This window comes from Marvinbryantia sp. (assembly GCF_047017445.1).
Lineage (GTDB): Bacteria > Bacillota > Clostridia > Lachnospirales > Lachnospiraceae > Marvinbryantia.
In genome coordinates this window covers 1-13274 of the sequence record NZ_JBKXTT010000009.1, presented here as the reverse complement: position 1 = coordinate 13274, position 13274 = coordinate 1, and the positions used below count along the sequence as shown (strand labels likewise).

Annotated in this window: 11 protein-coding genes and 1 pseudogene; 9 read left to right on the top strand and 3 right to left on the bottom strand. The window is 50.6% G+C overall.

The genetic code is table 11. The annotated features are described in order from the left end of the window. Positions 1–35: 35 nt before the first annotated feature. Positions 36–1343 carry a glycoside hydrolase family 27 protein gene (locus ACLU9Q_RS11550; RefSeq protein ID WP_296831477.1) on the bottom strand — a complete coding sequence of 436 codons (1308 nt, stop codon included), beginning with the start codon at positions 1341–1343 and terminating at the stop codon, positions 36–38. 368 nt (positions 1344–1711) lie between these two features. On the opposite strand from ACLU9Q_RS11550, the gene ACLU9Q_RS11545 reads away from it, so the two are divergent. The 9 genes from ACLU9Q_RS11545 to ACLU9Q_RS11505 all read left to right on the top strand — a co-directional run bounded on the left by ACLU9Q_RS11545 (position 1712) and on the right by ACLU9Q_RS11505 (position 10137). Then, a complete protein-coding gene (locus tag ACLU9Q_RS11545) occupies positions 1712–2917 on the top strand; it encodes an MFS transporter (RefSeq protein WP_296831475.1) in 1206 nt (401 codons plus the stop codon). Positions 2918–3053: 136 nt separating this feature from the next. Continuing rightward, entirely contained in the window at positions 3054–4148 is a 1095-nt protein-coding gene (locus tag ACLU9Q_RS11540) for a helix-turn-helix domain-containing protein (RefSeq protein WP_296908357.1), read from the top strand. A gap of 95 nt (positions 4149–4243) precedes the next feature. Beyond that, positions 4244–5416 (top strand): NADP-dependent malic enzyme, encoded by a 1173-nt coding sequence (locus tag ACLU9Q_RS11535; protein ID WP_298515274.1) that lies wholly within the window; start codon positions 4244–4246, stop codon positions 5414–5416. Between the two features lie 15 nt (positions 5417–5431). Next, a complete protein-coding gene (locus tag ACLU9Q_RS11530; protein WP_296836863.1) occupies positions 5432–5845 on the top strand; it encodes a cytidine deaminase in 414 nt (137 codons plus the stop codon). 227 nt (positions 5846–6072) lie between these two features. Beyond that, a complete protein-coding gene (locus ACLU9Q_RS11525) occupies positions 6073–6747 on the top strand; it encodes a response regulator transcription factor (protein ID WP_296836866.1) in 675 nt (224 codons plus the stop codon). Further along, complete coding sequence (locus ACLU9Q_RS11520) at positions 6744–8489, top strand: sensor histidine kinase (RefSeq protein ID WP_296836869.1); 1746 nt, start codon at positions 6744–6746, stop codon at positions 8487–8489. Before ACLU9Q_RS11525 ends, ACLU9Q_RS11520 begins: the two co-directional genes overlap by 4 nt. Continuing rightward, a complete protein-coding gene (locus ACLU9Q_RS11515) occupies positions 8486–9157 on the top strand; it encodes a hypothetical protein (RefSeq protein WP_296908360.1) in 672 nt (223 codons plus the stop codon). Before ACLU9Q_RS11520 ends, ACLU9Q_RS11515 begins: the two co-directional genes overlap by 4 nt. A gap of 118 nt (positions 9158–9275) precedes the next feature. Continuing rightward, positions 9276–9806 (top strand): Uma2 family endonuclease, encoded by a 531-nt coding sequence (locus ACLU9Q_RS11510; protein WP_412625272.1) that lies wholly within the window; start codon positions 9276–9278, stop codon positions 9804–9806. Between the two features lie 55 nt (positions 9807–9861). Then, positions 9862–10137: a hypothetical protein gene (locus ACLU9Q_RS11505; protein ID WP_296836877.1), complete on the top strand. Its 276-nt coding sequence runs from the start codon at positions 9862–9864 to the stop codon at positions 10135–10137. A 377-nt stretch (positions 10138–10514) separates the two neighbouring features. Here the strand turns inward: ACLU9Q_RS11505 and ACLU9Q_RS11500 are convergent. Both ACLU9Q_RS11500 and ACLU9Q_RS11495 read right to left on the bottom strand, forming a co-directional pair. Continuing rightward, a pseudogene (locus tag ACLU9Q_RS11500) lies at positions 10515–12290 on the bottom strand (ISL3 family transposase); the annotation flags it as partial. Position 12291: 1 nt separating this feature from the next. Continuing rightward, positions 12292–12681, bottom strand: a complete 390-nt coding sequence (locus tag ACLU9Q_RS11495; RefSeq protein WP_296836882.1) for a hypothetical protein — start codon at positions 12679–12681, stop codon at positions 12292–12294. Positions 12682–13274 lie beyond the last annotated feature (593 nt).

The window sequence follows — 13274 nt, the reverse complement described above, 5'->3', positions numbered from 1 at the left end:
GCAGAAACTTCCCGAAAGAAGTCCTGCGGATTTTTCTATGCCTCAATCGCGTACAGCGCGCATCCGTGCGGCGGAAGCTCCGCCTGGATGCAGTCGTTTGTGCAGCGGGAAATCTTTCCGTCCCAGAGGTCGCGCAGACGGCACGCATCCTGTGAAAGCTCCAGTTCCGTGAGCGGTACGGAGATGGTTTTGGTATCGTCGGAAAGATTAAAGAGCGCCGCGCAGGTTTTTCCGTCGGCGGGATCTCTGGAAACCCAGACGGCTTCCTCGTCGCTGCGCAGCACCTGCCGCCGCTGACGCTCCGGGGTGCACAGGGAAAGCACTTCCTCGTTTGTCAGCAGCGAGAGCGTCCAGTCGTCAAGCTTTGTCATCTCAGCGCCGAGCATCAGCGGGGAACCGAAGATGCACCAGAGCGTCATCATGGTGCGCTGCTCTTCGTGCGTGAAGTTTGTGGTCCGTTCTTCGCCGAAACCCTTGCCGACCTTGCTGAGCGGCAGCATATCGCAGTCCGGGTAGCAGCCCGCGGATACGTGGTTCTGCCAGAGCTCGCAGCGCCGGAACATATTTTTCAGAAGCGTCCAATTATCCCAGAAGTCATCGGTGATGCGCCACATGTTGGCGTATTTTTCATAGTGCCAGGCCTTGTCGATCAGCGCCGGACCGGGGGAGAGCGAGAGCACGATCGGTCTGCCGCACTTTTGGATGGCCTTTGCAAGCATTTCGATCTCATAGCAGGCGGCGTAGCTGCCCTCACCGTAGCGGTTCTGATTATTGGTGTTGCAGATGTCGTCGCACTTGACGAAATCCACGCCCCAGGAGGCGTAAAGCTCCATAAGAGAATCATAGTACGCCTGTCCGGCTTCGTTATTGCGCAGACCGTACATATCCGGGTTCCAGAGGCAGATGGAGGACGGATCGGCGGCAAGGTCGGCAGTCAGAGGGCAGTTTTTAATAGCCGTGTGATTGTGGGCGGCCGCCCGCGGAATGCCTCTCATAATATGGATACCAAATTTCAGACCGAGGCTGTGGATGTACTCTGCCAGCGGGGCAAACCCGGCGCCGCCGACGGAGGACGGGAAGCGTTCGGGATCCGGCAGCAGCCGGGAATATTCGTCCATCTCGACGGGCGCAAAGGGAATATACTGGAACTGATCGCGCATAGAGCCTGCCTTGTGAGCGTACCATTCGATATCCACCACAATATATTCCCATCCATATTTTTTCAGATGCTCCGCCATGAACGCGGCGTTTGCGCGGACATCGGCTTCGGTGACAGTCGTGTCGTAGTAGTCATAGCTGTTCCAGCCCATGGGCGGAAGCGGGGCAAATGTATTTTTATTCATGTGATGAGGCCTCCTTGAAAACGTTTTGTCCCTATTATAACCGAATCTGAAAAAAATGGAAACCGAATCTGAAAAAAATGGAAGTGTTTGACATTGCAAATTTTTTGTGATAAGGTGTAAGAAAGAAATTTCATTTGTTCAGGGAGTTATCATGAGCTGGAGAAGAATCGTTATCTTTAAATTTAAAGGAAACATTTGATTTTTTCCGGCTACCAGTCTGCCCTTTTTCAGGGCGTTTTCCAGAAATAACAGTTAAAATTGAAAAATGCAGTGCAGCGGCGGTTACTGTGAACGACGTGAACAGTAACCAGCGCAGGATCAGTGCGTGTTTTTGTGCTGCGCTTCACAGGGAAAAGGAGAGAACTTCGATGAACAATATAAAGAGACAGACACGCCTTCTGTATATGTATGAAGCGTTTTGCAGCTTCCGGATGGTGGACGTGGTGTGGGTGATTTTTCTGCTTGGGCGTGGATTTTCGCTGGCGCAGGTGGGGCTTGCGGAGGGCGTTTTCCATGTGACGAGCATGATTTTTGAGATTCCGAGCGGTATGGCGGCGGATCTGTTCGGCAGGAAGCGGACGCTGCTGCTGTCCGGGATCGCCGGTATGTGTTCCGGCGTTTTTATGGCGCTGGACGGATGGAGCGGCTGGATTTATATGGGAATGATTTTTTCAGCGCTGAGTTTCAATCTGACGTCCGGGACGGAGGAGGCGCTCGCATACGACAGCCTTCTTGAAGCAGGCTGTGCGGAGACATATAAAGGGGTACGGTCAAAAATGAGCGTGACAGGGCGCGTATTCAGTGCGCTGTCCTGCACGTTAAGCCCCGTTGCGATCGCGCTTGGCTACCAGTACACGTATTTTCTGGCGGTATTGCTGAATTTATGCGCGTTTCTCTGTGTGATGGGAATGCAGGAACCGCATGTCACGCAGGAACAGAAACAGCGCGGCAGACACGGCTTTCGTGAGATGGGAGTGCGGCTGAAGCATCATGTTTTGGATACGCTGCATTTTATGAGAAAGCATCCGGGGACGATGGGAAAACTGTTTGCGGACGCAGCGGTGGCGTGCCCGTGCTATCTGACGATGATGTACCTGCAGGAGCATCTTGTAAACTGCGGATGGCCGGAAAAGTGGATCGGGATGCCGCTGCTGCTGATCCCGCTGGCGGGAGCGGCCGGAGCGCGTCTGGCGGCAAAAAGTAAAATGCGGCTGCTTTATGTGCTTATTTTGTGCGGCCTGCTTGGCGGAGCCGGGACATATCTTACCGGAAGCCGGACGATCGTTATCATATTAGCCGGCGCCTGCGTCATGCGGGCGTGCGAGGGCTTTTCCGAGGTGGCGGTCAGTGAGAATGTGAACCGCGAATTCTCAAGCGACCAGAGAGCGACGCTGATCAGTGTGGACAGTATGCTGTATTCCGTGCTGATGGTGCTGGCAAGCCCCGTGACCGGGTATCTTGGGGAGCGTTATTCCGTCACAGTGACGTTTCATGTGCTGGGCGGTGTGCTGCTGTGCGCGGCGCTGCTGCTGGGGGCAGCGTATGCGATACGTCGGAGTAAGATCTGTTCATAAAACCTGAAGAAAAGGAAAATTTAACCTGCCGTTAAGTTTCCGAACTTAAAATTAACAATCCCTCCATTGAGCATCGCAAGGCAGTCTGCTATAGTAAAGGTAACCCGGGAAAATCGCAAAAAAGGAGGGCAAATATATGCCGATCAATACAGTTATCCGTGAAAGGCGCAAGGCGCTTGGGCTGACACAGGAGCAGGTGGCAGAGCAGCTTGGCGTGACGGCTCCGGCGGTGAACAAATGGGAGAAGGGGAGCACTTACCCGGACATCACGCTGGTGGCAGCGCTTGCGCGTTTGCTAAAGGTGGACCTGAACACGCTGCTGTGCTTCCGGGAGACACTGACGCAGCAGGAAATAAACAATTATATGGAAGGGGTCGCAAGGAAAATCGGGAAAAACGGCATTGAGGCGGGCTTTTCGCTGGCAGAAAGCCGGATAAAGGAATACCCGAACTGCGGGGCGCTCATTGAGGGAATGGCTACCCTGCTGGATGGGAGCATTATCATGGCGGATCTCTCCGGCGAGGAGAAGGGCGGCTATCAGGAACGTTTGAGAGCGCTGTATGAGCAGGCAATGCATTGTGACGATGAGGATGTCCGCAGGCGGGCGGGCTATATGACGGCATCAAAATATCTGCACAGCAAAGAATATGAAAAGGTGCAGGAGATCATTGACCAGCTTCCGGAGACGGATCTGATCGATAAAAATATGCTGCAGGCGGATCTGTGGAAGGAGCAGGGGAAATATGCGGAAGCGCTGAAGCTTGTGGAGAAGATGGTGCTGCAGCAGAACGTCGGGGTGATGGGAAATTTCTGGAGAATGATCGATCTGGAGCTTGCAATGGGAAATGAGGAAAATGCCAGAAGGCTTGCCCAAAAGGCGCAGGAGGTGGCAAAAACATATGATATGTGGGGGTATAATGGTCTGGTAGGGTTTCACACACTGGCGCTGAAACAGCAGAATGTGGAAGAAAGCCTTAAAATTCTGGACCAGATGCTGGAGCAGACGTATCTTCCGTGGAAAATGAATGAATCCGTGCTGTATCATGTGCTTTACCAGGATTACCAAGAGGCCGCGGCAAATGTAACGATGGCGGAAAAAATCCTGCCGCCTCTTCTGGCAGAGCTGGAGGGCAGTCCGGAGTATGATTTTTTGCGCCCGCATGAGGAATTTCAAAAGCTGATCGGGCGTTACCGCAGAAGGCTGGGTTGCTGTGAACAAAGTGAACAGTAACAAGGCTGGCGGAGAGCGGAAAGTGAGCGGTTCCCCTTGCATTTTGGAGAAAATTTTAGTATAACAAAATAAAAGAAATGCAGGAGGGAAAAACTATGAACTATGCAGAAGAGTCGCTGAAGCTGCACGCAGACTGGAAAGGCAAGATCGAGGTCGTTTCCAGAGTGCCGGTGTCCACGAAGGACGATCTTTCGCTGGCATACACGCCGGGTGTGGCGCAGCCCTGTCTGGAAATTCAGAAGGATATAAACAAATCTTATGAGCTGACAAGGAGACACAATCTCTGCGCCGTCATCACGGACGGCTCGGCGGTGCTCGGGCTTGGCGATATCGGACCGGAGGCGGGAATGCCGGTCATGGAGGGCAAGTGCGTGCTGTTCAAGTCCTTTGGAGACGTGGATGCTTTTCCGCTTTGCGTGAAAACAAAGGACGTCGACGAATTTGTCAATACGGTTGCGCTGATCTCCGGTTCCTTCGGCGGCATCAATCTGGAGGATATCTCAGCGCCGCGCTGCTTCGAGATCGAGCGCAAATTAAAGGAACGCTGTGATATCCCGATCTTCCATGACGACCAGCACGGCACGGCGGTGATCACGCTTGCCGGTCTGATGAACGCGCTGAAGGTGGTCGGAAAGAAAAAAGAGGACGTAAAGGTCGTGACCTCCGGTGCGGGCGCGGCGGCGATTTCCATCGTGAAGCTGCTGCTGGCGGCAGGCTTCCGGAATGTTACCATGTGCGACCGCAAGGGCGCTATCTACGCGGGTCGTGATGGTCTGAACTGGATCAAGGAAGAGATGGCGCAGGTGACGAACCTGGAGAAAAAAACGGGCACGCTGGCGGATATGCTGGCGGGCGCGGATATTTTTATCGGCGTTTCCGCACCGGGCACGGTGACGACGGAGATGGTGAAAACGATGAACCGCGACGCGATTATTTTTGCCTGCGCCAACCCGACGCCGGAGATCTTTCCGGAGGACGCAAAGGCGGGCGGCGCGAAGGTGATCGCTACCGGGCGCAGCGATTTCCCGAATCAGATTAATAACGTGCTGGCATTTCCGGGAATCTTCCGCGGCGCTTTTGATGTGCGGGCAAGCGATATCAACGAGGAGATGAAGATGGCTGCGGCGAAGGCGCTGGCGGATCTGATCACGGAGGATGAGCTGGATGCGGAGCATATCATTCCGTATGCGTTTGATCCGAAGGTGGGACCGGCGGTGGCTGCGGCGGTCGCGCAGGCGGCGCGGGCAAGCGGCGTTGCGCGCATTTAAAACGGAGGGAAAAGCATGACGAACGAAGAACTGATTCTGGAAGCGAAAAAGGCGCGAAGGCATGCTTACGTGCCGTACTCCCACTTCCAGGTGGGCGCGGCGCTTGTCACAAAAAGCGGAAAAATCTATCACGGCTGCAACATTGAAAATGCAGGCTACACGCCGACGAACTGCGCGGAGCGGACGGCTTTCTTTAAAGCGATCTATGACGGCGAGCGGGAATTTGAGAAAATTGCCGTTGTCGGCGGACCGGAGGAGAGCGAGGGCGACGAGCTTTGCGCGCCCTGCGGCGTCTGCCGTCAGGTCATGATGGAATTCTGCGATCCAAAGACCTTCCGGATCATTCTGGCAAATGGAAAGGGAAAATACATTCAGCGTACGCTGGAGGAAATGCTTCCGTTTGGATTCGGACCGGAAAACCTTAAATAATATGTAAAAAGTACCGCTGTCAGAGCTGTCTGGCGGCGGCCTTTTTTTGATATGCCGGATTCGGAAGAGACTCCGGCATTTTTTCTTGTGTGGATACAAAAAGGATATATTTCTGTGCTATACTGTTTTTAGAAAAATATATATCTGCTTTATATAACAGATAAGTTTTGCAGGGTGGATTTTGTGCGCGGCACAGCAAATTTGGCGCGCAAAAGGGAGGTGAGGGCATGGAGCAGAGACTTTTGGTCGTGGAGGATGACCTGAGGCTGCAGGAAATTATTCTGGATTATTTCGGAAGCAAGGGCTGGACGGCGGAGGCAGTGGAAAATGGCGGGGAAGCGCTTGAGCGGATCGCGCAGGGCTCCTGGCAGATGATCCTTCTCGACGTTATGCTTCCGGGGATGAACGGCTTTACTATCTGCAGGAAAATTCGTGAGATCAGCGATGTGCCGGTGATCTTTCTCACGGCGCGCGTGCAGGAGGAGGACGAGCTGAACGGCTATTCCATGGGTGCGGACGATTACATCACAAAACCGTTTTCGCTGCCGGTGCTCTATGCGAAGGTGACGGCGCTGACCGGGCGTGTGCACGGAAGGACAGCGGGCAGGCAGCTTCGTGTGGGAGATATTGCCGTAGATGTGCGCAGCCATGATGTGTATGTCGGCGGAGTGCTTCGGGAGCTCCCGCCGCGGGAATATGAGCTGCTGCTGTTTTTCCTGGAGAATCCCAACCGTATTTTCAGCCGCGAGCAGCTTTTGATCCGGTTCTGGGGTTACGATTTTGACGGCAACGAGCGCGTGGTGGATAATCACATAAAAAAGCTGCGCAGGCTTCTTGGCAGCAGTGGAAACAGGATACGGACGATCCGAAAATCGGGTTACCGGATGGAGGTGGGGCCATGAGAAGGAAGCGGAGGTTATACGTCTGGGTGACGGTTGGATTTCTCATTTTATATCTGGTGATCATGGGAGCATGTACCTTCCTGATACGTGCAAAATATATGGAAGAATTTGCGCAGGATTTCCAGACGCAGCTTTCCGGCGTGGTGGATTTTATTGAACAGATGGAGGGGGAGAAGGAGGATTTCACAGGCGCGTCGCGCCAGACGGCGTATCAGTCGCTGACATCCTCCGCGCTTTTTAACACCCGGTTCCAGCAGTATGCGCTTGTGTTTTATGATAAGGAAGAGGGCGTGTCGGCGCGCAGCGAATACGCGTCGGCAATCCGGAATTCAAAAAATTATTCCTGGATGGGAGCGGAGAATGTCTATTCGCTGCCGGATTATCTCAGTGAGGAGGAAATCGACCAGCTTGCGCACTTTTATCTGGAGAGAAGAAACGCCCTGGGAGCACACGACCCGGAAAAATACTGGTTCTACGGAAAAATCGCAAAGGACGGCAGTCTGAAAGGACTTCTGGTACAGCATGTGATATGGGAGCAGGGACTTAAACTGGACGACGGTGCGGTCGATCCATTTACCGGCGGAAAAAGAGAGCGATCCTATACGGATGATAAAAACCGTACGACAAGCTACGTGCAGACGGGCAGCGAGATTGTCTGGGAGTGGAACGCAGCGGAGGAAGCAGATGAGGATGAGGCTCTGGTCACAGAAGAACTCAGCCTGGTATTTCCGGGGCTGCTGCAGGGGTATAGCGCGTGGATGCGCTGGCGTGGGAGCGCCTGGCTGCAGACGGCGGTGCCGGAGGATCTGGAAAGCTACTATGCGTCTTTTTCACAGAAGGTGCGTCCTGGTTCGGAGCGCTTTCAGACGCGTTATAAAGAGGATTACACGGTTCAGATCGGAGAGCGGACCTGTGATCTGACGCTGATCAGCGAGTGCCGTCCGTGGGCAGCCGCGATGGACTACATGAAATATGTTTATCTGGCGGGCTTTTTTCTGATGCTTACCTGTGCGGGAACGGTGATCATGGTTATCAGCGGGCAGGAGGCACAGCGGGCGCAGATGGAGGAAAACCAGCGTGATTTCATCAATGCGATGGCGCACGAGATGAAAACGCCGCTTGGTATCATCCGCGGATTTTCGGAGAATCTGCTGGAGGACACGGTGGCGGAAAAGAGAGAATATTATCTGCAGCAGATCATTGGGCAGACGGAAGAGATGGACGGCATGGTGGCGGACATCATCGGGGCGGCGCGGCTGGAATCGCAGCATCTTGTGCTGCAGAAAGAGAGGATATCTGTCAGCGGGCTTCTGCGGGGACAGCTTGCAAAGAGAGAACCGTTGATAAAGGAAAAACAGATTACGGTGCAATTCTCTGCGCAGGGGGAATTTGAGCTGGAGGGCGACCGCAAATACCTGGAAAAAGCGTTTGGAAATCTCATCGGTAATGCCGTGAGCTACTGCGATGTGGGCGGCGTAATAAAAATAACGACAGATGCCGTGAGCTGCCGGATAGAAAATGACTGCGCCGGATTGCGTGCGGAGGACGTACAGCATGCTTTCGATATATTTTATCGTGGGCAATGTGAAAAGGCATCAGAAAAACATCTGGGTATCGGATTATATCTTGCCAGAAGGATCTTAGATCTGCACGACATACAGATTACCGCAGAGTGCGTGCCGGGCGGGTTCTGTGCCGTGTGCAGGAAGAAAAATAACAGAAAGAGCAGGGGGAGAACATGATGAAAGGGACATTTAAAAAATATACAGATCGAATGGCAATGGGCGTTTTACTGACGGCGGCGCTCTTAACGAGCGGATGCAGTCTGGAGGACGGAGCATTTGTATTTCGTGTAAACGGCAGAGCGGAAATTGAGAAGGAGACGGCGCAGACAGCGCAAACGGATGCGGAAGCGCAGCAGCAGACGCAGGCAGCGCAAACGGATGCGGAAGCGCAGCAGCAGACGCAGGCAGCGCAAACGGATGCGGCAGTGCAGCAGCAGACGCAGGCAGCGCAAACGGACGTGGCAGTACAGCAGATGCAGGCAGCGCAAACGGATGCGGCAGTACAGCAGCAGACGCAGGCGGCGCAGACAGAAGCTGCGGCGGGGCGAAAGCCGCTCTTTAGAGATGCAGACGGGACGATTCACGGTCCGCAGCTTAATCTCGGCGAGAGTGGAAAGCCGATTTACGATTACGATATAGAAGCATCCCTGGCGGATGCGCCGCAGGAGTGGATAAAATATACGTATCCTGGGAGAAAGCAGTCGTACCTTTCGCCGTCCGGTGTCTGGCTCTTCAAAGACGAGGATGGAACCATCCACGGCGCGCAGATCGGGACAACGGAAATAGGTTCGATTCTGTTTGACTATGAATTTGATGTCAATGAGATTCCGGCGGAATGGAAGTAGCATGACGGTGAGAAAGAGAAGGCATTGCGAAATAATCCTTGCGGCTTGCTGGCGGATAGTTTATAGTTAAAGCAGAAGAACAACCGGTAATAAAACAGTTAGGGAGGGATGTGGCAAGATGCATCTGCATCAGGAAAAGTTATATACTATTGAGGATATTTATGCTTTGCCGGAGGGAACACGTGCTGAATTGATCGACGGGAAAATTTATTATATGGCACCTTCAAATCGGAAACATCAGAGAATTGTGCTGGCTTTATGTCGTATCATAGCAGATTACATCGACAGCAAGCACGGTGATTGCGAGGTAAATGTTGTGCCTTTTTCGGTTCATCTGGATGAGAAAAGCACTATTTATGTCGAGCCGGATCTATCTGTTGTCTGTGATAAACATAAGCTCAATGACAAAGGATGCTTCGGCGCCCCGGACTGGATCATTGAAGTGGTTTCAACTGGCAGCAGACGTATGGATTACTTTACAAAGCTGTTTAAATATCGCACTGCAGGCGTTCGGGAAGACTGGATTGTTGATGCTGACATGAATCGGATCTCTGTCTATGATTTTGATACGGAGGATGTCACAGAGTATTCTTTTAACGATTCCGTTAAGGCTGGTATATACGATGATTTTTTCATAAACTTTAATTAACACTTATATCAAAAGCAGGCAAAGGTCCTGCCGGGTTTTTCATGCCCCGTTTGATGTGAAACGCAGTGACGCTCCGCTGACCATCGTGCAGCCGGATCTGATGAATCTTTGCAATTTTAGCAAAATGTTCTACTACAAAAATTACGGTGTGGGCGAATACTGGAGTGTAGAACTACGCAGAAAAATCATAACGGTAAACGACTTTGAGAAAGATATTATCAATGTGCAGTATTCTTTTGATTTTACTGTAAAAGTCAACATCTATGATGATTTATATATTGATTTTGCCGATGTTGCCAAAATACCAAAAAATACTAAAATGCTCATATAGTTTTGAGCAAATCCCTTGCATCCTGCTGCCAGATGTGCTATATTGAAAACAGAAAAGGGAAGCCAAAGACACGGCTACCCTCAAAGTTTAAGCTAACGTTTCGCATCAGCCGTCACTAATTGGCAGGGATCTTACGCAAAGTAAGTGATTCAGGGACGGCTATATGAAAAATGGAACACACGATAACGGTGTCCCATTTTTTTATGTCTTGATCTACGGAGGATTTGCCGACTAAAATCTGCACATAGTATCCCCTTGGCTGCAAATGACGGTTTTGGTTTGTCCTGTTTTTATGCACTTTTATGCATCCACCCGCTGATCAAATCTCTTGCATTTTTCCCTGTACGCATTATAATGGATGTAGCATAGGTTTTCAGGAAGAGATGATGTATGCCGCTTCTTCCAAACATCAGCCTTTTTGTTGCTTTGTAGCGGCAGTTACCGCCTTCGACGAAACCTGAGCTTACAGAAGTGGATATCGCGTTCTTGACCGGGGCGATATCCATTTTTATGCCATTTACAAACGACTCGATTGGGGATTCCTCATATTTTGCAAGAAAATCATCAAGTTTGTCAGGGGCATCTCCCATAAGGATGGAATGGAACTCATTCCAGATTTCCGCACACATTTTTATCCGGGAAAATTTCGTCTCAATCAGACTGTAATACTTGGCTACATCCGTGTTTTCCATTTTCGTCTTGTCATTTATTGTTATATACTTCAATACATCAGAACGCTTTATTATGACGGTATCTTTCGGATACCCACATTTATTTGGAAATCCTATGTTGAGCCGGATTCCAAAGTTATTTGACGCAATGGCTTTTATGTGGTTTACAAGGGAGTGGACGCTTCCGGTATATCCTATATGCAGAATATAGGAATATATGAAAGCCGGGTCAAGCCCATCAGCCAGCATTTTGTATACGATGTTCATATAGCCGTCCATGTCGGTTTTCCGTTTTCCGCGCTCCTTTAAATCTTTTATTTTTGCCACCTCTTCATCTGGCATATTCAGGTACCGCCGGGCGCTGGCGATTGACATTCCATAGACCTGTGCGAGATTGCTTTTGGAGTCATATTTTCCGTCATCCCAGTCTTTCCGCATCTGCATGATCCTCTCATACCGTTTGAGGCGTCCGGCGGCACGTTTTTTGTCCCTTGCCCTGTGGTCTCCGCGCTGTTTATTGAAATAGGGGATGACGTTTCCTCTTTCATCGACCGGAGGAGAATCGTCATAATCAATGCCGTCGAAAGATCCGGCGTTCATGGATATTTCCGGGGCGGTTCCTTTTTCCGGGGGTTCATTTAAAACTTCCCCGTCCCGGATAAATATCCGGGGCGGAATGTCCGCCTTGAAGATATCGTTAAGATAGCCAATGAGATTCTGCAGGATATGAAAGCGGTCAGCCACCTGGACTGCTTCGGGAAGGATTTCTGAGATTGCAGAGGCATAGGCACTTGCCCTGTCTCTTGCCACTACGGACACTTTAGGGTGTTCTTTCAACCATTCTTTCAGAGCTTTCCCGTCCCTTCCGTCAAGAAGCGCAAGCAGATGATGGTCGCTGCCGTCATAGATGACCGTATGGTAAGTCTGCCCTTTCCGCAGGCTCACATCATCAACACCGATAAATGAAGCATCCGTGTCATCCTCCACGGAGATCTTTTCCATCATACGGTTCGCGGAGTCATGGCTTATGGAGATTCCCATCTCTCTGCATATCATGGCCGTAACGATATCACTGCAGAATACGGATATGGCAAAGACCACGAGATTCACCAGGTCAGAGCGGTGCTGACCGCTGCGGACGTTATCAAGCTGCTCCACAAATGTACGCCGTATGCATCCAGGATTTTTACAAAAGTATCGTTTCAGTGTGATATGCGCATAGGTAGTCATCCCGTTTACCGGCATCCACTGGGGATGCCGGAAGGCGGCGCAGTTCACCGCCGATGAGACCGCGCCACAGCAGGGACAACGTCCGGATACGGATGTGGATTTAAGATATATGTGCAGTATATTGCGGCAGGCATCAACGGAAGGATTGCAGTCTTCGTCTATTGTCAATGAAGGACCAAAAAGAAGCTCCTGGATGGAACCGGCATTTATACTTTGTGAAACCGATGCCCGGTCTCTGGAGGGAAAGATCATTTTAGCCATATTTTTTCAGCCTGCGCAGGAGATCCTCCGCCGCTTTTTTCCTTTCCAAAGTTTCATGCTCGATCTTAGAAAGGTATTCCAGTTCATCAGAAAGAGTGGAACTTAATTGATTCTTCAAATCCGCGATCTCCCGTTCTTGCCGTGATATGATCTGCTTTGCCTCCTCATACTGCTCGCTGCAGTCCGGTGTGCTATTACAGCTTTTGTCTGCCTGTTTTTTCTGCCTGGAAGTAGGAACGATCCTTCCTGTTTCAGGATCGATCTTTCCTATCAGCCGGCGTTTGCTTTCCGGCCGTTTTTTTTCTTTGTTCCAGTAGTTTTCGTAAACCTCGTAAACGTAAGTGACGCCGGTTTGTTTGTTATATGATTTTGAAATGGACATCAGGACGCCTCCTTTATATGGCTAGTTTAATTATAATATGGCTATATATAGAAATCAATACATATGGCTATATTTATAAATAGCTATATGCATTTGAGACAAAAAAAGAACATCTTCAATGACGTCCTCTTTTTGCCGCTCCTGAATCACTTACCTTGCGTAAGATCCATTGGCAGTAGTGGCGGCTATTTTCGTCTTTCCTTGAAAACTGTATAACACAATCCCACAAGGGCACAAATGAATATCCCAATCTGAATCAGATCAGAGTATGTAACATACATTGGCAACGCCCTCCTTTCTTTTCAGTCTGGAGGGTTAGCCCCTCCGATAAAAAAGAGGGTAAGCCGCCCGGCCTGGTTTCCCATGTTCCAAGTATAACACATGTCTGTGTTTTTATCAATCTCCATATATTCTTTACAATATTTATTTTGCTTTTGCTTGCTCACATATATTTTTTGATTCCTTTTGCGATTGAGGATCATTTTCCAAAGTCGGACATTTTATGAAATTATTAATTGCAGCAGAAGTATTTTTGATACTAAAAACACAATAAAAATCTGATTATCCGCTAAAACACAGTATCTATCAGCATT